This is a genomic window from Arthrobacter mangrovi (genome assembly GCF_026011795.1).
Lineage (GTDB): Bacteria > Actinomycetota > Actinomycetes > Actinomycetales > Micrococcaceae > Crystallibacter > Crystallibacter mangrovi.
Genome location: NZ_BRVS01000006.1, coordinates 54,237 through 76,456, shown reverse-complemented (window position 1 = coordinate 76,456; position 22,220 = coordinate 54,237). Strand labels below are relative to the sequence as shown.

The following is a 22,220-nucleotide window of genomic DNA, read 5'->3' as shown; positions in this document are numbered from 1 at the left end:
GCAGCGGCTGCGCGGCCTAGTTGTTCTTTCCCCGGGCAGCGACGTCCCAGCGGTCGACGACTTTGCCTTCGCTGACAACGGCGAGGGAGTCGACGAGGTTGACTGCCACGCAGACGTGGTTGGGAATCACCCGCAGCCTGGTTCCCAGGGCCGGAAGCTCGCTGTCATCGGGCCAGACCACGGTGGCGTGGTGTTCGGACAGCGCCGTGATGCGGGCTTCCGGATGATCTATCAGCCTCCCGAAGCCGGTGGCCCAGGCCGGCCGGTCGCCGCCGATGATCTTGCTGCCCGCGTCGAGGACCACCCTGCGGGGTGTGGCGCCATCTCCCTCATGCCGGCTGACCACTGTGGCCGCGATGGTCAGGGCGATATCCCCCAAGGCGCAGCGCTCCAATTCGAACTGCTGGGCGTCGCCGAAGACATACACGCCCGGGCGCATTTCCGTGGCCGCGGTGGCTCCGGTCAGCGCGGCGGTCGGGGTCGAACCGCCGCTTGCCCGGCTGACCTCGAAGCCCGCTTCCGCCAGCAGTTTGGCCGCTTCGCGGAGGGCGCGTTCCTCCTGCTCGGCCGCCTCGACGGGCATGCCGGGCGCATAGCCGTGGCCGGGGAACGTGAAGACGCCCGTGACGCGAAGCCCGGCGGCCGCCGCGGCCCGGGCGATTTCCACGGCCCGGCCGGGGCCGACGCCGCTGCGGTGGTGGCCGCTGTCGATCTCCACCAGGACCTCGATCCCGCCCGCGGCGCTGCCAAGGTGTCTTGCCATGTTTTCGGCCGCTTCGACCGAGTCGGTTCCGACCGCGATGCGGGCCCGGGTGCTGAGCCCGGCGAGGCGCTCCGCCTGCCGCGCGCCGAGCCAGAGCGGGTAGGCGATGAAGATGTCATCGACCCCGCGCTCGACGAAGACTTCGGCCTCGCCGATGGTGGCGACGGTCAGCCCCACCGCCCCTGCGGCCAGCTGCAGGGCCGCGATTTCCGGGATCTTGTGGGTCTTCGCATGCGGCCGCAGTTGAAGCCCCTTCGCGCGGGCCGTCTCCGCCATCCGTGCGATGTTCCGCTCAAGCACGTCCCTGTCGATCACGATTTCCGGCGTTTGGATCTCGTCTGGAATTGCGTGCATCAATGACCTTCCTCCGGGCAGTCCGTGTAACCCAGAATGACAGCTCCGCCCCGTTTCCGCTGGTTCGGGGGCGGCGACTTACTTCGTGGACGCGACCGGCACTTCCAACCGCGGTTTCCGCCGGTGGAAGCCCGTGGCGTCCTCGAAAGCGTGGGCGACGCGCAGCAGCAACTGGTCGGCCTGGTCCGCGGTGATGATCTGGAGTCCCACCGGCAGGCCGGACGGGGTGAAGCCTCCCGGGACGGACAGGGTCGGCAGGCCGGTCGCGGAGATGAGGCAGGCCGCGCGCATCCAGTCCAGGTAGGTGTCCATCGGAATCCCCTCGATGCTGGCCGGGTACTCCAGCTCGGCATCGAAGGGCAGGACCTGGACTGCCGGTGCCAGCAGGACGTCGTAGCGCGAGAAATAGTCCCGCACGGCCGCCGCCAGCCTTGCGCGCGCGGAGTTGGCATCGATGAAGTCCCGGGCGGTCAGAGCCAGCCCCTTGTCGACGTTCCACTGCACTGCGTTCTTCATCTGGTGCCTGTGGTCCGCCATAAGGTGACCGTAGCTGGTCGCGAAGTCGAAGGCTCGGGTGGTTTGGAAGACCTCGTCCGCGTCGGAGAGATCCGGGCAGGCGGCCTCCACGCGCGCTCCAAGCTCCTCGAAAATGCCGAGGCCCGGGGCCAGCACCTCGAGCACTTCGCGCTCCACCGGGACGCCGAGGCCGAAGTCGGCGGTCCAGCCGATCCGCAGCCCGTCCAGCCTGCCGGGTGCCTCCGACTCGTAGGAGCCGTCAAGGGGTACCGAAGAGGGGCTGGCTCCGTCCGGACCGGCCAGGACGCGCATCAGGTAGCGGACGTCTTCGACATCATGGGCCAGCACGCCCTGGCGCGAGATCCAGGCCCACGGATTCTTGGCCGGCAGCATCGGAATGCGCCCGAGGGACGGCCGGTAGCCGACGAGGTTGCAGAAGGATCCGGGTGTCCGCAGCGAGCCGCCCATGTCCGACCCGTCGCCGGCGGCCTGAATGCCGGCGGCGATGGCCGCCGCGGCTCCGCCGCTGCTGCCGCCGGCGCTGCGCGTCGGGTCGTAGGGGTTGGTGGTGGTGCCAAAGAGCGGATTGAAGGTGTGCGAACCGGCCGCGAACTCCGGGACGTTGGACTTGCCGGTGGTGTTGACTCCCGCATCCTTGAGCCGCCGGATGATCAGGCTGTCCTCCTGGGGGACGTTGTCCGCCATGATCGGCGAACCGAGCGTGGTCCTAAGCCCCTTGGTCAGGTGGTTGTCCTTGTGCGTCATCGGCACCCCATGCAGCGGGCCCGCTTCCGCTCCGGAAGCCAAGGCCTCGTCCGCTTCCTCGGCCCGCCGCCAGGCCGCCTCCGCATCCATCGTCACGATCGCGTTGATGACCGGGTTGACTTCCTCGATCCGTGCCAGGTGGGACTCGAGGGCCTCGCGTGCCGAAATGTCCCGCCGGCGGATCCCGCCCGCCAGCTCGCGTAGGGACAAAGCCTGAATATCGCTGTTCATGGATCTCCTCGTTCAGGTCCGAACGTGCTGGGACCGGCGCCGTTGCAGCGCCCTGTCCCCAGCTTGCCCTGCGGCGGAGAACCGGAACTAGGGCAACGCGCTGATTGAGCATTTCGGCCCGTTTCGTGGCCGATTGGCGCAATCCGGACGAAAAGCCGTAACAGGCAATGCGCCGGAAACATGGACCGGCTTAAGTAGGAACAACACCACGCGAATGTGCCGTAGGTCACTTACCGTCGAAGACCATGCCGAAGGAGCGCCCATGTCCAGTCGCCTTCACGATCCGTCAGCCTCAGCGACTGCCAGCGTTGATGAGCTGCCCAGGGGGCTAAGGCCCTTCTTCAAAGTGCTGTCCGGGATCGAGTTTGTGGGCAACAAGCTCCCCCATCCGTTCCTGCTCTTCTGGATCCTGGCCGCGGTACTGGCGGTCGTGAGCGCCGTGCTTGCAGCGGCAGGGACGAGCGTCGTGCTCCCCGATTCGGGCGAGACGGCAGCGGTGAAGAGCCTGCTGAGCGGCGAGGGCGTCGCAATGATCTTCGGCACCGCCCTCGAGAACTTCGCCGGCTTCGCGCCCTTGCCGATCATCGTCACGATCATCCTCGGGGTCGCCGTGGCGGAGCAGTCGGGCCTGCTCAAGTCCCTGCTGCGCGTCACGGTGGTGCGCCTTCCCGCCAAGTGGGTCACCTTCGCCGTGGCATTCGCGGGCATGATGTCCCACGTCATGTTCGACGCGGCCTTCGTTGTGGTCCTGCCGCTGGCCGCCATGGCTTTCAAGGCCGCCGGCAGGAGCCCCGTGCTGGGCATCATGGTGGCCTTCATATCGATCTCCGGCGGCTACAACGCATCGCCCCTCATCACGCCCAGCGACGCGATCATCTCGTCGCTGACCACCTCGGCCGCCCAGATTGTCGATCCCGGCTACACCGTGACGCCGGTGGCCAACTACTTCTTCAGCCTCGCTTCCTCCGTCGTGCTGTCCGTCTTCATCACCCTGGTCGTCGAACTGGTGATGAAGAAGCGGGCCAACCTGGAACCGGACGCGGGCACCGACCAGGACGATTCCGATCTGGCCCTGGCCCTGGCACCCGAGGAAAGGCGGGGCCTGCGCCGCGCCGGCATCGCCCTGGCCGTCTTCGCCGCCGCCGTGGTGGCCGCCCTCCTGCCGGCCGACTCCCCGCTGCGCGGCGAGGACGGCGACCTGATCCGCTCCGTGGTGCTGCAGAACATCGCCTTCTTCATCGCACTGGCGTTCGTCCTGACCGGCTGGGTTTACGGCCGCGCCACCGGCAGCCTGCGCCGGGCCGCGGACATCCCGCATGCCATGGCCGCCGGCCTGAAGACCTTGACGCCGATCCTCGTCCTGTTCTTCGCCATCTCCCAGTTCCTGGCGTACTTCAAGTGGACCGGCATCGGCAGCGTCATCGCCGTCAATGGTGCGCACCTGCTGCAGACAGGCGGCATCCACCCCCTGGTGGTGTTCGGGCTAATGCTGATCCTGATCTCGCTCATGAACATCCTCGTCACGAGCGGATCGGCCATGTGGTCGCTGCTGGCCCCGATCCTCGTGCCGATGCTGATGTACGTGGGAATCAACCCCGAAACCACCCAGGCCGTCTACCGGATCGCCGACTCCTGCACCAACGCCGTCACCCCGATGTCTGCGTACTTCGTCGTGGCGCTCGGCTTCATCCAGGGCTACCGCAAGGACGCCGGCATCGGCACGCTGGCCTCCTTCACCATTCCGCTGGCCTTCGGCATGCTCCTGGTGTGGGCGGCCCTGTTCAGCGTCTGGTACTTCCTGGGCCTGCCCCTGGGCCCGGGGGTTCCCATCCGCTAGCACCCGACGCATCCAGGCACCGGGCTGGCTTCCCGGGCGGAGCATCCTCAGGGACGCTCCGCCCGGGAAACTACTTAATGGAAGCTGCTTAATAGAGGTAGGAGGCCGAGGCCATGGCACCCAGGCGGCTGCCGCTGCGTTTGGTGGCCTTCAGGATGGGCGTCACCGAAACCGAATCGGCCAATGCCGACCACTCCGACCGGGTGACCATCTGGTGCAGGGCCAGGCGGTCCGTGCAGGCCAGGTTGACGAGCACGCTGTTCGTGCCGCCCAGGGCCGCCGCGTAGCGGACCTCGGAATGCTTGAGCAATGCCTCGACCAGGTCATCGTGCCGGGCGGGCGCGACCTCGACCCAGGCCATGGCCTCGGCCCTGAAACCCAGCAGGGAGGGCTCCACCACCACGCGCAGCCGCGACTGGTGGTTGGCCTCGAGGCTCTCCAGGTGGCGGCGGACCGTATTCTCGGAGATCCCCACCATCCGCCCGATTTCCGACGTCGGGGTGCGCGCGTCGTTAGCCAGGATGCGAAGGATCGCCCGGTGCACGTCGGGAATCTCCGAGCCACCGCTCCCGTCAGGCTGGTACACGTCCTGGCGGGAACGGGCCAGGGCACCGAGCTGCGCCGGCGTGAGGATGCCGGGCCGCCACTCCCGCACCGATCGGTAGAGCCGCGTAATAGGGTCGATGCGCAGTTCCCGGATCCCTGCCACACTCGGCAGGTCGTCGAGCACCAGGTCGGCGAGGTGCGCGTCGTCCACCTGCAGCTCGGCGACGCAGTCTTCCTCGCCGGAGGTGGCGTACACGAACACGGTGTCGTCCCGCCGGGCCAGGCCCGCGGCCACCGAACGCGTCATGCCGACCAGGCAGCGGGCGCGCAGGATCGCGACTCCGGAAGCCCCGATGACGCCGACCACCCGCACGTCGCCGGATTCCAGCAGTTCCCTGCCGCGCCGCGTCACCGTCCGCTCAGGCTCGCCCAGCACCGTGGCGATCCGAGACCAGGATGCCCGGGGGTATGCCTGGAGGGCCGCCGTGATGCGGCGGCTCAAGAGGTCGAATTCCTCATCGTCGTGGCTCACTGGCACACCTCCATACGCGGTCCCGAACGTCGAAAAGTCTACGCGGAAGTGCTTGACAGGCCACTTCCGCGATGTGCAATATATTGCATACCAGCATCCCCAGCCGCAGTTCCATAGACAGGATCTCCCATGGCCATCACAGATTTCGAGCGTTACCCGCTGACCTTCGGGCCCAGCCCGATCCATCACATGCCGCGGCTGACGCAGCATCTGGGCGGGGCCCAGGTCTGGGCGAAGCGCGAGGACGTCAACTCCGGCCTGGCGTTCGGCGGCAACAAGACCCGCAAGCTCGAATACATCGTGCCGGACATCCTCGCCGAGGGCGCCGACACCATCGTGTCGATCGGCGGCTTCCAGTCGAACCACACCCGCCAGGTCGCCGCCGCCGCCGCCAAGCTGGGCCTGAAGGCCCGCCTGGTGCAGGAAAGCTGGGTGGACTGGCCGGACCCGCTGAACGACCGCGTCGGCAACATCCTGCTCTCCCGCCTGATGGGCGCCGACGTCCGCCTGGACGCCGCCGGGTTCGACATCGGCATCCGCGACTCCTGGAAGGACGCCCTCGCCGAGGTCGAGGCCGCCGGCGGCAAGCCCTACCCCATCCCCGCCGGCGCCTCCGAGCACAAGTTCGGCGGACTCGGCTTCGCCAACTGGGCCTACGAGGTCCGCCAGCAGGAGGAGGAGCTCGGGGTCTTCTTCGACACCATCGTGGTCTGCACCGTCACCGGTTCCACCCACGCCGGCATGATCGCCGGATTCGCCGCGCTCGAGGACGAGGGCGGCCGGCCCCGCCGCGTCATCGGCATCGACGCCTCCGCCACGCTGGCCAAGACCCACGACCAGGTCGGCCGGATCGCGCGGGACACCGCCAAGCTGATCGGCCTCGAGCGCGATCTGCGCGAGGACGAGATCACCGTCCTCGAAGGCTGGGCCGGCGACCTCTACGGCATCCCCGTCGACTCCACCCTGGAAGCCATGCGTCTGGGCGCCTCGCTGGAAGCGATGATCACCGACCCGGTCTACGAGGGCAAGTCCCTGGCCGGCCTGATCGACCTGGTCAGCAGCAAGGAGATCCCGGCCGACAGCAACGTCCTCTACGCCCACCTCGGCGGCCAGCCGGCCCTCAACGCCTACAGCGGCCTGTTCCGCTCCTAGGCCATAACGACGGCGGGGCGCGCCTGCCGCGCATTTCCCGCCCGGGTGCGCACCGCCGTCGTACTCCTGAGACTTGAAAGGACAGCACCATGACAGAAACGGCCGTGTCCGCGGACGCCGGAGATTCACCCTCGGTCAATGGGCGCCCGCTCTCGGCCGCCGCCAGCCTGGACGACGACGTCCTCGACTCGATCGCGCAGCGGGTCCTCTGGCTGTCCACGGCGATGATCGACGCCGCCAACCGGGGACGGCCCAACGCCTCCGGCGTGAAGGCCGGCGGGCACCAGGCCTCCAGCGCCTCGATGGCCGGAATCATGACCTCGCTCTGGTTCTCGGAGCTGACCAGGGAAGACCGCGTCTCGGTCAAACCGCACGCGTCACCGGTGCTGCACTCCATCAACTACCTGCTGGGCGAGCTGGACGAGTCCTACATGTCCCGGCTGCGCGAGAAGGGCGGGCTGCAGAGCTATCCCAGCCGGACCAAGGATCCGGACACCGTCGACTTCTCCACCGGCAGCGTCGGCATCGGCGCCACCGCCCCCGCCTGGGCCGCGCTCTCCCACCGCTACCTGCGCGACCAGTTCCCCGACATCCCCAAGGGCGGGCGGTTCATCAGCCTGCTGGGCGACGCGGAGCTGGACGAGGGCGCCGTCTGGGAAGCCGTCACGGACCCGGCCGTGCGCCAGCTCGGCGAACTCCTCTGGATCGTCGACCTGAACCGGCAGTCCCTGGACCGGATCATCCCCGACGTCCAGATCCAGCGGCTGCAGGGCATGTTCGCCGCCGCGGACTGGCAGGTACTCACGTGCAAGTGGGGCCGCCGGATTGAGCAGCTGTTCGCCGCGCGCGGCGGAGAAGAACTGCGGCGCCGGCTCGAGGACATGCCGAACGAGGAATACCAGCGGCTGCTGCGCAGCCACCCGGACCAGCTGCATGCGCGCCTGCTCGGCGCGAGCCCCGATCCCCGGCTGGCCGGGCTTCTCGACGGCGTGCCTCCGCTCGACCTGGCCGCCGCCATCCGCGACCTGGGCGGCCACGACATCGGGCTGCTGCTGGACACCTACAAGCAGGTGGATTCCAGCCGGCCCACCGTCATCTTCGCCTACACGGTCAAGGGCCGCGGCCTGGCGACCGAGGGGCACCCCAACAACCACGCCGCGCAGCTGACCGAAGCCCAGATCCGCGAGCTCGCCCAGCTCTCCGGCATGGAGCTGGAGCACCCGTGGCAGCGCTTCGAAGCGGGCAGCGAGGAGGCCGAGGCGTGCCGGAACGCGGCCGCACGGCTGAAGCGCCCCGACGTCGTCGACCGGCCCGCGCCGCAGCTGCCGGCGGAACTCCCCTGGTCCTACAAGGCGACGGGATCGACCCAGGCCGCGCTCGGCCGGTTCCTCTCCGACCTGCTGCGCGGTGCACCCGAGGCCGCCTCCCGGGTGGTCACGCTCAGCCCGGACGTCGCGTCCTCGACCAACCTCGGCGGGTGGATCAACAAGACCGGCGTGTGGGCCGTCGGCGAGCGCCGCGACTGGTTCGCCGACGACGTCGAGCGCCTGCTGAAGTGGACCGAAGGCGCCCAGGGCCAGCACATCGAGCTCGGCATCGCCGAGGTCAACCTCGTCTGCCTGGCCGGCGAACTCGGGTCCACCTGGAGCCGGTGGGGCCAGCCGCTGATCCCGATCGCGACCCTCTACGACCCGTTCGTCAACCGCGCCCTGGAGCCTTGGTCCTACGGGATCTACGCCGGCGGCCAGTCCATCCTGGTCGGTACGCCCTCCGGCGTCACCCTCGCCCCCGAAGGCGGCGCCCACCAGTCCATCAACACGCCCTCCATCGGTCTCGAGCAGCCCGGAACGGTGGCCTGGGAACCGGCCTTCGCCCAGGACCTCGAGTGGTGCATGCTCACGGCGATGAACCAGATCGGCCGCCCGGGCGGCAGCTCCGCCTATTTCCGGCTCTCCACCCGCCCCGTGGACCAGGCCCTCGCCCGGCTGCCCCAGGACCCGGCGCTTCGTGAACGCCGGCGCGAGCACGCCGTCGCCGGCGGCTACCGGATCATCCAGCACGAGCCCGGCACCGAGCAGGCCACCCTGGTGGGCGTCGGCGCGGTGATGCCGGAAGTCCTCGAGGCGGCCGCCCGGCTGGAGGCGCTCGGCGTACGGGCCGGCGTCGTCTGCCTGACCAGCCCCGACCTGGTCTTCCGCTCGCTGCAGGACCGGCACAGCACCGCCGGCAGCCGGCGCACGGCCATCGTCGACGCGCTGTTCCCGGCGGAGCAGCGGGCCCCGATCGTCACGGTCATGGACGGCCACCCGCACACGCTGGCCTTCCTCGCCGGTGTCCGCGGGGACCGCATCCGCAACCTCGGTGTCACGGAATTCGGCCAGTCCAGCAGCCTGGAGGACGCCTACAAGATCCACGGCATCGACGTCGATTCGATCGTGCGCGCGGCGGCGGACCTGACCGGACTCTGACGCCTAGGCTGGCAGGATACGACCTTGAGGAGCTGCAGCAGTGTTTACCGGCCTGAGCGCTTTCCCGCTCACCCCGCTCGCCAACGATGAGGTCGACGAGGGAGCCTTCGCCGGTTTGGTCCGGCGGCTCGCCGCGGCGAAGGTCGATTCGATCACCGCGCTGGGTTCCACCGGCTCCTACGCCTACCTGACAGGTGGGGAACGACGCCGGGTGGCGCGCCTCGCCGTCGAAAATGCCGGGGACGTGCCGGTGTTCGTCGGGATCGGGGCGCTGCGGACCTCGCAGGTCCTCGCCAACGCGGAGCAGGCGGAACAGGCCGGGGCGTCGGGGCTCCTGCTGGCCCCGATGACGTACCAGCCGCTGACCGAGGACGACGTGTTCGAGCTCTTCCGGGCGGTCACGGCGCAGTCGCCGCTGCCCGTCATCGTCTACGACAATCCGGGCACCACGCACTTCGCGTTCAGCACCGAGCTGTACGGCCGCATCGCCGAGCTGCCCGGCATTGCCTCGATTGAGATCCCCGGCGTTCCGGACGATCCCGAACAGGCGCGGGAGCGGATCCGGGACATCCGCTCGGTCATCCCCGCGCACGTGACGGTCGGCGTGTCCGGCGACGCGAAGGCCGCCGCGGGCCTGGCCGCGGGCTGCGACGCCTGGTACTCGGTCATCGGGGGCACTTTGCCCGATCCTGCGCTGCGGATTACCCGGGCTGCGCAGGAGGGGCGGATCGCCGACGCGCTGGCCGAGTCGGAAAGGCTTGCTCCGCTGTGGCGGCTGTTCACCGAGTACGGCGGGAGCCTGCGCGTCATCGCTGCCGTCGCCGAGCAGCTGGGGCTGGCGCCCAGGGCCTGCCTGCCGCTGCCCATCCTGGGATTGGGCGAGCGGCAGCGTGCCCGCGTCGCCGGCGTCCTCGACGATCTGGGCCTCGGCCGCGCGTCCGGCGGCTAAGACCGGTCCGGCCAGGCCGCGGTGATGGCGGCGCCGCCGTCGGGCGAGTCGCCGATGGTGATGCTGCCGCCGTGGGCCTCGGCCACGCGCGCGCAGATGGCCAGCCCGAGGCCGCTGCCCTGCGGCTCGCCGGCGCGGTTGAGCCGCCCCAGCGGAGCCAGCACCCGGGCCCGGTCGGCGGCGGGGATGCCGACGCCGTTGTCGTGGACGACGATCCCGCTCACCCCGGGTTCGGTGACCGGCTCGATCCGGATGCGCGGCGCCCTGTCGGCCGGGCAGTAGCGGATGGCGTTGACCAGCAGGTTCTGCGCCAGCGCCCGCAGCTGGGCTTCATCCCCGTGGACGCTGCCGCCGGAGCTGGTGATCCGCGCACCGGACTGCGCAACCAGGCCCCGGATGTCCGCGGTGACCTGGTCCATCAGAGCCTGCAGGTCCAGCTGCCGGGCCTCGAGCCGCTGGTCCGTCGTCGAATATTCCAGCAGCTCCTCCAGCGTGGCGAGCATGCGCTTTCCCGCGCTGCTGGCCTTGCGGAGATTGCCCGCGACCCGTTCGTCGGCGGTCTGGTCCTCGGCTATTTCGAGATGCCCGAGGACCGTGGTCAAGGGTGTCCGCAGATCGTGGCTGATCTCGCCGGCAAACGTCTTGAGCCGCTCATTCGACAGCGCCGCCTCGGCCAGCGCGGCATCGAGCTGCCGGCCGCGGAACTGCAGCTGGAGCACGTCCGCCACATGCTCCGCCAGGCTCTCGAGGACGGCCTGGTCCTTCGGCTCCAAGGCGGCGGGATCAGTGGAGAATACGCACAGCGACCCGAGGGCCACCTCCGCGACCAGCGGCACCGAAACGTAGAAGCGCACGTCGCCCAGGATTCCCGTGACGAACGGGTTGTCGCGGAACCGGGCGTCCGCCGACGCATCCGGAACCACCGTCGTCGTACCCGAACGAAAGACCTGGGCGCACATCGAGTCCTCGCGCGAGCAGATCCCCGGCTCCAGCCCGTGGGCGGCGATCTGGTGCTGCTCGTCGGCGGTGATCACGTTCACCACCGCGAACGGTGCATCGCAGACGGTTGCCGCCGTCCGCGCGAGCCGGTTGAGCTGGTCCACCGGAACCACGCGTGCCCCCACCGGTTCCCCCGCACTGCGGGCCCTGCCCGTCCAGCCGGCGGGCAGCCCGTACGCCGCCATCCACGGCAGCCGCTCCTGCTCAAACCGGTCCGTCTCCGCCAAACCGGCATCCCGCAGGACACCGCCCGCGCGGACCATGCTCGATACATCCGAACCGGACGACATCGCCCCCACCCTCTCCAGCGCCAGGTACACGAACCCGGCACGAAGTTCCCCCGGGATGGCTCGGCGCGGCTCCCTGCGCTCGATCGGGCTGCGCTTTGCACGGCAGTCTGCTAAATCGTCTCATCGCTGCCGTTGAACCGAGCCTACCCGAGCACGGCCACGCATTTGAAGACCCGCTTCCCCGCGCTTCAGGACGTTCCGCCCCGACGGCGGAAACGTGCTTCAAACCCGGACGCAACTTCGCGTACGTCGAAAATATGTTCTACCCTTGAGGCGTAGATGGGCGCCTAGGACGGCGGCCGATGATGACCCGCGGTCCGGTGCCGTGGCCGCTACGATGCGGCGGACCGGCTCATGCGGAAGACAGCTTTGGCGAGAGGATCGTGAAGAGCAGTGGCGGCGATACTGGAGCAGGCGCAGCAGCGGACGCAGGGAGAACCGGTGGAGGTCCGCTTCACCCCGCGGGGCAGGCCGCTGGCGGTCAGGTGGCGCGGACGGTTGTGGCCCGTCGTCGCGGAGCCGGTCCATGAGGTTGGGCAGCCGGACGGAACAGGTTCGATGGACGACGCGGACGTCGTCGTTGATACCCCCGCCGTGAAAGCCGAATGCTGGCGGCTGCAGGTGCAGGCGAGTTCGGCCTCTCCCCTGCACACCCTTGAGGTCCGGAGGCAGCCGGGCCGGAACGAGTGGCTCCTCCGCGACGTCAGCGGCGAATAGACCTGAGGTCACGCCGCATCAATACGCGCGGGAAGCCGTTCAGGATGGAGTCGGTGTCGGCCGCCTTCGTGAAGCCTGCCCGCTCGAAAAGCGCGCGGGTGCCGACATAGGCCATGGTGAGGTCGACTTTCTGCCCCTGGTTGTCCACCGGGTAGCCCTCGATTCCCGGGGCTCCGTTGGCGCGGGCGAAGTCGACGGCCCCGGCCAGCAGATGGTGCGAGATGCCCTTACCGCGGTGCCCCGGCTTCACCCTGATGCACCACACCGACCACACATCGGCGTCGTCCACGTGCGGGATCTTCCGGTTGCGCGCGAAACTCGTGCCTGCGCGCGGATGGACCGCGGCCCAGCCCACCACCTCGTCGCCGTCGTACGCCAGCACGCCCGGCGGCGGATCCTCCCCGCACAGCTCCTGCACCCGCTTGCCGCGGTCCTGTCCCAGCAGCGTCCGGTTCTCCTTCGACGGCACCCTGTAGCTCAGGCACCAGCACACGTTCGCATCCGCACGCTTCGGCCCCAGGACCTGCTTCACGTCATCGAACACGGTTGCTGCGCGCACCTCGATAGGCATGCCTCCACCTTGGCACCAGCACCGCACCCGGGCAACGCCTGGGCCGGCCGGAGACGGCGAAGGGCAGGGGCTTCGCCAAGCGAAGCCGCTGCCCTTCCCTTTTCCGGGAACCTTGCGGTCACCGCCGGTGGCGGGCTGCCGCTACACCGCCGTGTAGCCGCCGTCGACCAGGTAGTAGCCGCCCGTCATGAACGAGGCGTCGTCCGAGAGCAGGAAGCTGACCAGATGGGCGACTTCCTCGGCCGTGCCGAGGCGTCCGAGTGCGTGCTTGCCCTCGAGCGCCTTGCGGATGTCTTCGCTCAGGCTATTCACCACGAGCGGCGTGTTGATGTAGCCGGGGCCGACGGAGTTGATGCGCAGGCCCTCGGGCCCGTACTCGGCGGCCGCGTTCTTGGTCAGGCCGACGACGCCGTGCTTCGCCGCGGTGTAGGCGCCGTTGCCTAGGGCGGCGACGGAGCCGTGGATGGAGGCCATGTTCACGATGGCCGAGTTCTTGCCGCCGGCCTTGAGCATCTCCGGGATCTGGTAGCGCATGCCGTAGAGCACGCCGTTGAGGTTGATGTCGATGACCTTGTCCCAGTCCGCCAGGTCAACCTCGCCCGCCGGCGCGTTCTTGCCGCCGATGCCGGCGTTGTTGACCGCGTAGTGCAGGGCACCGTAAGTATCGACGGCGTGCCGTACCGCCTTCTCGGAATCCTCCTTGCGCGCGGTGTCCTGCTGCACCGCCGAGGCCGTGCCCCCGCCGTCGGCAATCTCCTTGGCCACCCGCTCTGCCGCTTCCAGGTTGATGTCGGTGACCACGACGCTGGCGCCCTTGGCCGCGAGCTCCTTGCTGATCGCCTCGCCGATGCCGGAACCGCCGCCGGTCACCAAGGCAACCTTGCCGTCGAACTGTGCCATGTAGATCAGTCCTTTCTGCCGCAGGCCGCAGGGAATCCGCGGCCACCCAAGCCGAGTCAACCAGAAGCCGCCCCCGCCCGGCAGCGGCGCCGTGGAATCAACGGGAAATTTCCCAGGGGAACGACGCCGGGAGTGCGGCGGGGCGCTTCGGCCCGCCGCTACTGGTGGTCCCGCGCGGCTTGGGGTCAGCGGTTGAACTTGACCAGCCGTATGTCCCCGAGCTCGATCTGCACCCGGCCGAGCTTGTTCTGTGCCCAGACGGGGCAGTTCCAGGTGTAGATGGGGTCCGTCAGCTCCTGCCCGTCCAGCAGCGTCACCAGTCCATCCGCGCTCGCGCTGTCCATGTAGATCGCGTCGAACCGGATGGAGCGCACGTTTTCCAGGCTGATCTGCTGGCCGTTCTCGAACTGAAGACTGCCGGTCGTACACGCGAGAGCCACCGTGGAGGCTTTGACCGTTGTGCTCGTCCCGTCCCGCCGCACCAGGTCGGCATCGGCCCGGTCCCATGGTACGGGGCTCGTCCCGGCCTGCTCCGGTACCGGCTTCGCATCTTCGGGCCGGTTTTCCCCTTCGGAGTCGGCCGCTCCAGCCGGGCCCTGGGTCGCGCTGAGCTGCTGGCCGTCGTTTCCCCAGTCGATCACGCCGCTCTGGACCAGAATGCCCAGGATCCCGCCGAGGGCGGTAATCAGCGCTGCTACGGCAGTAATCAGGCCCGGCGCCGTGTGCCAGAAGCCCTTGTCCCCTTGCTCCCCCTTCGCCGTCTCGTCCATGGCGAATCACTCCCTATCAGGTAGTGGCATCCCCATATTCCCACTCGCGGGTGGCGGCGACCAGAGGGCAAACGCCTTCCCGGAGTCCGCACTTCGGCCTCGCAATTTTGGCCGCAGATGACCCGGCGGAACCGTGGAGATGCGGATGAAACGGTTCGTCCCGCCGTCGTACGCAACAGACCTTAACGTACGCAGTAAGGTTAGCCTTTGCTCCTTATGCTTCACCGGTGACTATTGAGCTCGACCTAGCCCGCGTCCGTTTCGCCGCCGATCTGGCCCGCTACGGCGACCGGCCCGGAGTCCTCACGAGGGACGGGGCGCTGACCTACCGCGAACTGGCGGACCGAGTCGACGAGGTTGCGGGCCGGCTGGGCCCGGTGCGGCGGCTGGCCGTGCTGGCGGCGGCGAACGACGTCGATTCCCTCATCGCGTACCTGGCGGCACTGTCCGCAGGACATCCGCTGATCCTCGTGCCGGCGGACAAGCCCGCGGCACTCGAATCGGTCCTCGCGGCGTACGATCCGGACGTCGTCCTGCGCTCCGGCGACGGCGCACCGGTGCTCCAGGAGCGCCGGACCGGCACGCGGCACGAGCTGCATCCGGAGCTGGCCCTCCTGCTGAGCACGTCCGGCTCCACCGGCTCGCCCAAGCTGGTGCGGCTCTCGCAGGAGAACCTGCAGTCCAACGCGGAGTCGATCGCCGGCTACCTGGACATCCGGCCCGAGGACCGCGCCGCCACCACGCTGCCGATGTCCTACTGCTACGGCCTCTCGGTGATCAACAGCCACCTGTTGCGCGGTGCCGGCCTGGTCCTCACCGGCCTGTCCGTAGTGGACCCGTGCTTCTGGGAACTGTTCCGGAAACACCGTGCGACGACGTTCGCCGGGGTTCCGTACACGTTCGAGCTGCTGGAGCGGGTTGGGTTCGCGGACATGGACCTGCCCGGCCTGCGGTACGTCACGCAAGCCGGCGGTCGACTGGATCCGGACACGGTGCGCCGCTACCGGGAACTCGGCGAGCGCCGCGGGTGGGACCTGTTCGTGATGTACGGGCAGACCGAGGCCACCGCGCGGATGGCGTACCTGCCGCCGCGGCTGGCCGCCGACAATCCGGGGACGATCGGGGTTCCCGTTTCGGGCGGCGCGTTCCGGATCGAGCCGGTGCCCGGGCTGCCGGACGGCGAGTTGGTCTACTCCGGGCCGAACGTCATGCTGGGCTACGCCGAGCGGCCGGAGGACCTGGCCTTGGGACGCATGGTCGGCGAGCTCCGCACCGGCGATCTGGCGCGGCTGCGGCCCTCGGGAGTGTACGAGGTGGTGGGGCGGCTCAGCCGGTTCGTGAAGATCGCGGGGCTGCGCATCGACCTGGGGCAGGTGGAGAAGGTCCTGGCCGAGCTCGGCGCCACGGCCGCTGCCGCCGGATCGGACCGGAGCCTGGTGGTCGCGGTCGAGGGCGGACATGACCCGGGCATCCTCGGCAAGGTACTGGCTCAACGGCTAGGGCTGCCGCGCGCCGCGGTGGAGGTTTACGCCGTCGCCAGCGTCCCCCGGCTTGCCAACGGCAAAGTGGACTACCCGGCGGTGCTGGCGCTGGCCGCCCCGGTGCCGGAGGTTTCGGAACCGGAGCGACATGCGGCGGGACCCCCGGAGGACGTGCGGGCCATCTTCGCCGAGGCGCTGGACTGCAACGAAGTGCGGGACGGGGACACATTCGTCTCGCTCGGCGGGGACTCGCTGTCCTATGTCGCCGCGTCGGTCCGGTTGGAGCGGGCGCTCGGGCACCTGCCCGCGGACTGGCACGTCACGCCGGTCGGCGAACTGGCTCCGAAGGACCCCCCTGCCGCACGGGGCCGGCAGCGGTCCGGGCGCGCGGCATCAGCGCGCTCCGGCCGCCGGCGCGTGTTCGTGCGGCTGGAGACCGGCATCGTTCTGCGGGCGCTCGGCATTGTCGCGATCATCGGCACCCACGCGCAGCTCTTCCACTGGCCGGGCATGGCGCATGTGCTCTTCGCGGTGGCCGGGTTCAACTTCGCCCGCTTCCAGCTCGGCGGCGCCCGGACCCAGCGGCTGAAGCGCCACGGGCGCAGCGTCGGCCGGATCATCGTTCCCAGCGTCGCCTTCATCGCCGCCGCCTACCTGCTCACGGACCGGTACGGACTGGAGAACATCGTGCTGCTCAACTCGTTCATGGGTCCGGAGACGTGGTCCACGCGCTGGGACTTCTGGTTCGTCGAGATGCTGGTGTACCTGCTGGCCGCCGTGGCCGCGCTGCTCGCGATTCCCCCGGTGGCGCGGGCGGAGCGCCGCTTCCCGTTCGCCTTCCCGCTGGCCCTGACCGCGCTCGGGCTGCTGACCAGGTTCGGGATCGTGGTCCTGCCGGCACCGAACCCCGCCCCGGTGCTCTGGCTCTTCGCCCTCGGCTGGGCCGCCGCGCAGGCACGGCCGGCAGCAGCCCGCCGCGGCGGCCCGATCCCCCCGCCCGCCTTCGCCTCCCGGCTCCGTGGCCTGGCTCCCCGGCTGGCCGTCTCGGCGCTGGCCGGGCTGACCGTGCCCGGCTTCTTCGGCGAGCCCTACCGCGACTCCACCATCCTGGCCGGCGTCCTCCTGCTGGCCTGGCTGCCTGCCCTCCCCGTGCCCGCCGGCCTGCACCGGCTGTTCGGCGTGCTCGCCGCCGCGTCCCTCCACGCCTACCTCACCCACTGGCTCGTCTACCCCGGCCTCGTGCCCATCTCCCCCGCCCTGGCCGTCGCGGCCTCCCTCGCCGCCGGCGTCGCCTACTGGGCGCTTGCCACCTGCGTCATGGGCGCCGCGTCGCGCTGGCTCGCGGGGCGGCGGAGAGGACGCGGCCGCATCCGCTTCGGGAGAGTTTGACCGCGTGGCCCGGGAGATCCGGGAGCCGCTGGAGGATCTTCGCCATCGGCCTCCGCGGTCAGTCCCTTTGCCTTGGACCCGGCCCCTCGTTGCGTGCCGCCTCGCAGAGTCGAAAGGCGATGCCGGCCGCCTCGGAAACAGCTCCCTCAGCCGGCGCCTTCTTACCCGTGCCTGCAGCCCCGGCGTCGAAGCCGGCCGCGTATCCCACCAGGAATGTGGTGACCGGGGCGGTCGCGTGAATCACTGACTCGGCCGACTTTCTCGCCAGCTCCAGGAGCAATTCCACGTCCACATCCAGGTCCCGGATCTGCAGTTCCCGAGTCAGCCGCCGGCTCCATTCGGCCAGGATCCGCTGCTCGTCATTGTCGACGGCCATGGCTGTCCTCCTCGCTGGGTCAGTGGTCCGGTGGATCGTTGCTGACGACCTTACATTTCCCCACTTCGGAAGTCAGCGACTCCGGAGGAGCGAATTGATTGACATCGGCAGTGGCGTAGGCCACGCTGTTTCAGATGGCGATGCACGTTGCACATTACGCTGCAGCCAACCCGCCAGACGGCAGTAGCGGTCCGAAGCTGCACGCTGCCGCAAGATCCTCATTTTCAGGAAGGACTGCCAGCCATGGTTCACGAAGTCAGGGCGGTCAATGCCCGGCAAAATAACGCCGCAATCGGCGACATCCTGCGTTCGGCAGGAGCCGCCGCATGAGCGTTCGCATCGAGAACCTCGTCACCTCCGGCACCTTCTCCCTCGACGGCGGGACCTGGGACGTTGACAACAACGTCTGGATCATCGGCGACGACTCCGAAGCCATCGTGATCGACCCCGCACACAACCCGGCCGCCGTCGCCGAAGCAGTGGGAGACCGCACCGTGAAGGCCATCCTGCTCACGCACGGCCACGACGACCACATCCGCGCCGCCGGCGAAACCCGCCGACTCCTCGGCGCCGAGGTCTACCTCCACGACGGCGACCGCATGCTCTGGGACGCCGTCTACCCCGACTCCGCCCCGGACCACGCCATCAACGACGGCGACAGCTTCGACATCGCCGGAACCACCCTGACCGCCCTGCACACCCCCGGCCACTCCCCCGGCTCCGTGTGCTTCCACCTGCCGTCCGAGGCCGTCCTGTTCAGCGGCGACACCCTCTTCAACGGCGGCCCCGGCGCCACCGGCCGCAGCTACTCCAGCTTCGAGACCATCATCGACTCGATCAAGAGCCGCCTGCTCACCCTGCCCGCCGAAACCACCGTCAACACCGGCCACGGCGACGCCACCAGCATTGGCGCCGAAGCACCACACCTCGACGAATGGATCGCCCGCGGCCACTAGACCGGAGGGCAGGCACAGGACTGCCCTCCGGCGGTGGGGGCAGCATTCGACAACAATTGCAGGGCAAGCAGGAGATCATGATCAATCCCATCAAGCGCAGCGCTCCCGTCCAGGACATCGACGAGAACGAACTCGTTGTCCATGAACCCAAAACGGCAGCGGCCGGGATCAAGGCTGTCACGGTATCCCTGGACCGCGGCATCTCCCAGGCCGGCATCACCCGGACCGTCCGGTCCATGCTGCGGGTCAACCAGCGGGGCGGCTTCGATTGCCCGGGCTGCGCCTGGCCGGAACCCATCTCGGGCCCGCGCAAGCCGGCCGAGTTCTGCGAAAACGGTGCAAAGGCCATCGCGGAGGAAAATACCCTCCGGACGGTGACCCCGGAGTTCTGGGCGGCGCACTCGATCGAAGAACTGGCCGGAAAGACCGAATACTGGCTGGGCAACCAGGGCCGGATCACGGAGCCGGTCGTCATCCGCGAAGGCGAGACGCACTACTCCCCGATCTCCTGGACCGACGCGTTCGACCTGATCGGCGAACACATCCGGGCCACGACGCCGGACCGCTGCGTTTTCTACACCTCCGGCCGGACGGCCAATGAAACCGCATTCATGTACCAGCTGTTCGCCCGGTCGATCGGCACCAACAACCTCCCGGACTGCTCGAACATGTGCCACGAATCCTCCGGATCGGCGCTCAACCCGACGATCGGCATCGGCAAGGGCACGGTTTCCCTGGACGACATGCACAAGGCCGAGCTGATCATGGTCGTGGGCCAGAATCCGGGCACGAACCATCCACGCATGCTGTCCGCCCTGACGGAGTGCCGGCACAACGGCGGCAAGGTTGTTGCCGTGAACCCGCTGCCCGAAGCCGGCCTGCTGAAATTCAAGGACCCGCAGAGCCCGGGCAACCTGATGCGCGGCGGCGACCAGGTCGCCGACGAGTTCCTTCAGGTCAAGGTCGGCGGCGACCTCGCCCTCTTCCAGGCGCTGGGCCACCTGCTCCTGGAAGAGGAGAAGCGGTCCCCCGGAACCGTCGTCGACCATGACTTTATCGCTGCCCGGACGGACGGGTTCCAGGAATACCGTGAAGCCCGCAGCCACCTGGACTGGTCCGAGACCGAAAGGGCCACCGGACTGTCCCGCCTGGAAATCACCAGGATCGCCGGCATGCTGGCCAGGTCGAAGGCAACCATCATCTGCTGGGCCCTGGGCGTGACCCAGCAGCCGCATTCGGTGAACACGCTGCGCGAAATCATCAACATCCTTTTGATGCAGGGCAACTTCGGCAAGCCAGGCGCCGGCGCCTGCCCGGTCCGCGGCCACTCCAACGTCCAGGGCGACCGCACCATGGGCATCTGGGAGAAGCCCAAGGAATGGCTGCTTGAAGCACTGGACAAGGAATTCGGCATCGCTTCCCCGCGGGATCACGGCGTCGACGCGACCGAAACCCTCGAGGCGTTCATGGACGATGAGGTGGATGTCTTCGTCTCCATGGGCGGCAATTTCGCCCTGGCCTGCTCCGATACCGAGGCACTGGAAGCCGGCATGAAACGGGCGGGACTGACGGTGCACGTATCGACCAAGCCCAACCGCTCCCACATCGTCCACGGGCGGACCTCGCTGATCCTGCCGACCCTCGGCCGCACCGACAAAGACGACAAGCACCCCAAGGGAGCACAGTTCCTCTCCGTCGAGGACTCCATGTCCGTGGTCAAGTCCACGCAGGGCCGGCTGGCGCCGGTCAGCGAACACCTGCTGGCCGAGCCCGTCATCATCGCCCGCATGGCCCAGGCCACGCTTGGCGACGACCACCCGGTGGACTGGCGGGCCATGGCCGAGGACTACGACGTCATCCGCGACCACATCTCCCGGGTCCTGCCCGGCTTCGAGAACTTCAACCAGCGGATCCGCAACAAGAACGGCTTCGTGCTGCCCAACCCGCCGCGGGACACCCGCTCCTTCGCCACGGACATCGGGAAGGGCCGGTTCACCGTCAGCCCGCTGGAGTACCTGGAGGCGCCGGAAGGCCACCTGATCCTGCAGACCATGCGCAGCCACGACCAGTACAACACGACGTTCTACGGCCTGGATGACCGGTACCGCGGCATCTCGGGCGGCCGGCGCGTGGTCCTGGTCAATCCCGAAGACCTGAAGGACCTGGGCTTCGCGGACCGCGACCTCGTGGACGTCATCAGCACGTTCAAAGGCACCGAACGCAGGGCCGAAAAATTCCGCCTGGTCGCCTACCCAACCGCAAGGGGCTGCGCGGCTGCCTACTTCCCGGAGGCCAACGTCCTGGTGCACCGTGACCTTGTCGCCCGGGAATCGAACACGCCCGGCTACAAGGCGATGACGGTCCGGTTCGTGCCCCGCGAGGAGCCCCAACTCAGCTAGTACCGCGCTGCTCGATTGGGACTGCTGCCGCAGAACCAGGGTCACGGGTAGGAGGTAGGGCACCCTCCTGCCTTCAGCGCGCGGAATGAGGAGGCGTTTTTAGGCAAAACTGCCTGTCAAAGAACTGGCTGAGAGGCGGACGAAGAATTCACGCCAAAAAGTATTGACACCATATGTGAAGTGCGCCACTCTGGACGAGTTGCACATCGCGACGAATGTTGCGCTATTCGAGCCAGAACCAAATCTGAGATGGGACAAAGAGATCCGATGACTTTACTGAATCCGGCAGCTTTGGCCGGCACCGCCCTCGCAACGCCTGCCAACCCTCAGCCTGATGCAGCAAAAACGTCGCCCCGGTTCCTGCTGACAATGGCATGTCCCGAGCGCCCGGGCATCGTCCATGCGGTGACGAGCTTCCTGGTCGAGCACGGATTCAACATCAATGAGCACCAGCAGTTCGACGACTCAGTCCGGGGCAAGGTCTACCTCCGGACGGCCTTCTCTGGTGCCGGCGCCTTGGACGCTGGACACCTGGCGGAGGAATTCCAGGACATCGCCGATCGTTTCGGCATGACGTATGAGTTCCATGACCAGACCCGGATGCGGCTGCTGGTCATGGTGTCGAAATTCGGGCACTGCCTGAACGACCTGATCTTCCGCTGGCGGGCAGGGACACTGGGCGGCGAGATTGCGCTCGTCGTATCCAACCATGAAGACCTGCGCCCGATGGCGGAGGCCGCGGGACTGCCCTTCGTGCACATCCCGATCTCTTCCGGGAACAAACCGGAAGCCGAACAGGCGCTTCTCCGCCTGGTCGACGAGCATGAGATCGACCTCGTCGTCCTTGCCCGCTACATGCAGATCCTGTCGAACGAACTCTGCACCGCCCTCGAGGGCCGGGCGATCAACATCCACCATTCCTTCCTGCCGGGCTTCAAGGGCGCACGGCCGTACCACCAGGCCTACGCGCGCGGGGTCAAGCTGGTCGGGGCCACCGCCCACTACGTGACGGCCGACCTGGATGAAGGGCCCATCATCGAGCAGGAAGTCATCCGCGTGGACCACACCTACCATCCGACGGCCTTGTCGACGGTGGGACAGGACGCCGAGGCCCTGGCCCTCTCCCGCGCCGTCCGCTGGCACTGCGAACACCGTGTCCTGCTGGACGGGCACAGCACCGTCGTCTTCCGCTGACCAGGCAACGTACAAAGACCCGCGGCCCCGGTCCCGCTCAACCTCCAGGACCGGGGCCGCGACCC

17 protein-coding genes are annotated in these 22,220 nt (G+C 68.6%); 9 read left to right on the top strand and 8 right to left on the bottom strand.

What is annotated here, in order from left to right:
• Window positions 1-16: 16 nt before the first annotated feature.
• Both AHIS1636_RS08320 and AHIS1636_RS08315 read right to left on the bottom strand, forming a co-directional pair.
• Window positions 17-1,117, bottom strand: coding sequence for an alanine racemase (locus tag AHIS1636_RS08320; protein WP_264795361.1), 1,101 nt, complete (start codon window positions 1,115-1,117; stop codon window positions 17-19).
• 78 nt (window positions 1,118-1,195) lie between these two features.
• Window positions 1,196-2,629, bottom strand: coding sequence for an amidase (locus AHIS1636_RS08315; protein WP_264795360.1), 1,434 nt, complete (start codon window positions 2,627-2,629; stop codon window positions 1,196-1,198).
• Window positions 2,630-2,891: 262 nt separating this feature from the next.
• Between AHIS1636_RS08315 and AHIS1636_RS08310 the strand changes: the two genes are divergently transcribed.
• On the top strand, window positions 2,892-4,466 hold the full coding sequence (locus AHIS1636_RS08310) for an AbgT family transporter (RefSeq protein ID WP_264795359.1): 1,575 nt from the start codon (window positions 2,892-2,894) through the stop codon (window positions 4,464-4,466).
• An 88-nt stretch (window positions 4,467-4,554) separates the two neighbouring features.
• Here the strand turns inward: AHIS1636_RS08310 and AHIS1636_RS08305 are convergent, their stop codons facing one another.
• Window positions 4,555-5,544: an Lrp/AsnC family transcriptional regulator gene (locus AHIS1636_RS08305; RefSeq protein WP_264795358.1), complete on the bottom strand. Its 990-nt coding sequence runs from the start codon at window positions 5,542-5,544 to the stop codon at window positions 4,555-4,557.
• A 129-nt stretch (window positions 5,545-5,673) separates the two neighbouring features.
• Between AHIS1636_RS08305 and AHIS1636_RS08300 the strand changes: the two genes are divergently transcribed.
• From AHIS1636_RS08300 to AHIS1636_RS08290, 3 genes are all read left to right on the top strand, one after another.
• On the top strand, window positions 5,674-6,696 hold the full coding sequence (locus AHIS1636_RS08300) for a 1-aminocyclopropane-1-carboxylate deaminase (protein WP_264795357.1): 1,023 nt from the start codon (window positions 5,674-5,676) through the stop codon (window positions 6,694-6,696).
• Window positions 6,697-6,785: 89 nt separating this feature from the next.
• Window positions 6,786-9,164 (top strand): thiamine pyrophosphate-binding protein, encoded by a 2,379-nt coding sequence (locus AHIS1636_RS08295; protein ID WP_264795356.1) that lies wholly within the window; start codon window positions 6,786-6,788, stop codon window positions 9,162-9,164.
• 40 nt (window positions 9,165-9,204) lie between these two features.
• Entirely contained in the window at window positions 9,205-10,113 is a 909-nt protein-coding gene (locus AHIS1636_RS08290) for a dihydrodipicolinate synthase family protein (RefSeq protein ID WP_264795355.1), read from the top strand.
• Here AHIS1636_RS08290 and AHIS1636_RS08285 read toward each other — a convergent pair.
• Window positions 10,110-11,402: a GAF domain-containing sensor histidine kinase gene (locus AHIS1636_RS08285; protein WP_264795354.1), complete on the bottom strand. Its 1,293-nt coding sequence runs from the start codon at window positions 11,400-11,402 to the stop codon at window positions 10,110-10,112. The two genes, AHIS1636_RS08290 and AHIS1636_RS08285, sit on opposite strands and share 4 nt — an antisense overlap.
• A 393-nt stretch (window positions 11,403-11,795) precedes the next feature.
• Here AHIS1636_RS08285 and AHIS1636_RS08280 point away from each other — a divergent pair, with 393 nt between their 5' ends.
• Complete coding sequence (locus AHIS1636_RS08280) at window positions 11,796-12,119, top strand: hypothetical protein (RefSeq protein ID WP_264795353.1); 324 nt, start codon at window positions 11,796-11,798, stop codon at window positions 12,117-12,119.
• Here AHIS1636_RS08280 and AHIS1636_RS08275 read toward each other — a convergent pair.
• The 3 genes from AHIS1636_RS08275 to AHIS1636_RS08265 all read right to left on the bottom strand — a co-directional run bounded on the left by AHIS1636_RS08275 (window position 12,106) and on the right by AHIS1636_RS08265 (window position 14,360).
• Entirely contained in the window at window positions 12,106-12,690 is a 585-nt protein-coding gene (locus AHIS1636_RS08275) for a GNAT family N-acetyltransferase (protein ID WP_264795352.1), read from the bottom strand. The two genes, AHIS1636_RS08280 and AHIS1636_RS08275, sit on opposite strands and share 14 nt — an antisense overlap.
• A 141-nt stretch (window positions 12,691-12,831) precedes the next feature.
• The gene (locus AHIS1636_RS08270) at window positions 12,832-13,590 is read right to left on the bottom strand and encodes an SDR family NAD(P)-dependent oxidoreductase (protein ID WP_264795351.1); all 759 of its coding nucleotides are present in this window, start codon (window positions 13,588-13,590) and stop codon (window positions 12,832-12,834) included.
• A 185-nt stretch (window positions 13,591-13,775) separates the two neighbouring features.
• The gene (locus AHIS1636_RS08265; protein ID WP_264795350.1) at window positions 13,776-14,360 is read right to left on the bottom strand and encodes a hypothetical protein; all 585 of its coding nucleotides are present in this window, start codon (window positions 14,358-14,360) and stop codon (window positions 13,776-13,778) included.
• 227 nt (window positions 14,361-14,587) lie between these two features.
• On the opposite strand from AHIS1636_RS08265, the gene AHIS1636_RS08260 reads away from it, so the two are divergent.
• Window positions 14,588-17,230 (top strand): non-ribosomal peptide synthetase, encoded by a 2,643-nt coding sequence (locus tag AHIS1636_RS08260; protein WP_264795349.1) that lies wholly within the window; start codon window positions 14,588-14,590, stop codon window positions 17,228-17,230.
• Window positions 17,231-17,288: 58 nt separating this feature from the next.
• Here the strand turns inward: AHIS1636_RS08260 and AHIS1636_RS08255 are convergent, their stop codons facing one another.
• Entirely contained in the window at window positions 17,289-17,606 is a 318-nt protein-coding gene (locus tag AHIS1636_RS08255) for a DUF6457 domain-containing protein (RefSeq protein WP_264795348.1), read from the bottom strand.
• A gap of 326 nt (window positions 17,607-17,932) precedes the next feature.
• Between AHIS1636_RS08255 and AHIS1636_RS08250 the strand changes: the two genes are divergently transcribed.
• The 3 genes from AHIS1636_RS08250 to purU all read left to right on the top strand — a co-directional run bounded on the left by AHIS1636_RS08250 (window position 17,933) and on the right by purU (window position 22,155).
• A complete protein-coding gene (locus tag AHIS1636_RS08250; protein WP_264795347.1) occupies window positions 17,933-18,562 on the top strand; it encodes an MBL fold metallo-hydrolase in 630 nt (209 codons plus the stop codon).
• A gap of 77 nt (window positions 18,563-18,639) precedes the next feature.
• Window positions 18,640-20,961 (top strand): FdhF/YdeP family oxidoreductase, encoded by a 2,322-nt coding sequence (locus tag AHIS1636_RS08245; protein WP_264795346.1) that lies wholly within the window; start codon window positions 18,640-18,642, stop codon window positions 20,959-20,961.
• Window positions 20,962-21,228: 267 nt separating this feature from the next.
• Complete coding sequence (gene purU, locus AHIS1636_RS08240; protein WP_264795345.1) at window positions 21,229-22,155, top strand: formyltetrahydrofolate deformylase; 927 nt, start codon at window positions 21,229-21,231, stop codon at window positions 22,153-22,155.
• Window positions 22,156-22,220 lie beyond the last annotated feature (65 nt).

Coding starts and splice junctions, on each gene's coding strand:
- AHIS1636_RS08320 (WP_264795361.1), bottom strand. CDS start 1,117: ATGCACGCAATTCCAGACGAGATCCAAACGCCGGAAATCGTGATCGAC.
- AHIS1636_RS08315 (WP_264795360.1), bottom strand. CDS start 2,629: ATGAACAGCGATATTCAGGCTTTGTCCCTACGCGAGCTGGCGGGCGGG.
- AHIS1636_RS08310 (WP_264795359.1), top strand. CDS start 2,892: ATGTCCAGTCGCCTTCACGATCCGTCAGCCTCAGCGACTGCCAGCGTT.
- AHIS1636_RS08300 (WP_264795357.1), top strand. CDS start 5,674: ATGGCCATCACAGATTTCGAGCGTTACCCGCTGACCTTCGGGCCCAGC.
- AHIS1636_RS08295 (WP_264795356.1), top strand. CDS start 6,786: ATGACAGAAACGGCCGTGTCCGCGGACGCCGGAGATTCACCCTCGGTC.
- AHIS1636_RS08285 (WP_264795354.1), bottom strand. CDS start 11,402: ATGTCGTCCGGTTCGGATGTATCGAGCATGGTCCGCGCGGGCGGTGTC.
- AHIS1636_RS08275 (WP_264795352.1), bottom strand. CDS start 12,690: ATGCCTATCGAGGTGCGCGCAGCAACCGTGTTCGATGACGTGAAGCAG.
- AHIS1636_RS08270 (WP_264795351.1), bottom strand. CDS start 13,590: ATGGCACAGTTCGACGGCAAGGTTGCCTTGGTGACCGGCGGCGGTTCC.
- AHIS1636_RS08265 (WP_264795350.1), bottom strand. CDS start 14,360: ATGGACGAGACGGCGAAGGGGGAGCAAGGGGACAAGGGCTTCTGGCAC.
- AHIS1636_RS08255 (WP_264795348.1), bottom strand. CDS start 17,606: ATGGCCGTCGACAATGACGAGCAGCGGATCCTGGCCGAATGGAGCCGG.
- AHIS1636_RS08250 (WP_264795347.1), top strand. CDS start 17,933: ATGAGCGTTCGCATCGAGAACCTCGTCACCTCCGGCACCTTCTCCCTC.
- AHIS1636_RS08245 (WP_264795346.1), top strand. CDS start 18,640: ATGATCAATCCCATCAAGCGCAGCGCTCCCGTCCAGGACATCGACGAG.
- purU (WP_264795345.1), top strand. CDS start 21,229: ATGACTTTACTGAATCCGGCAGCTTTGGCCGGCACCGCCCTCGCAACG.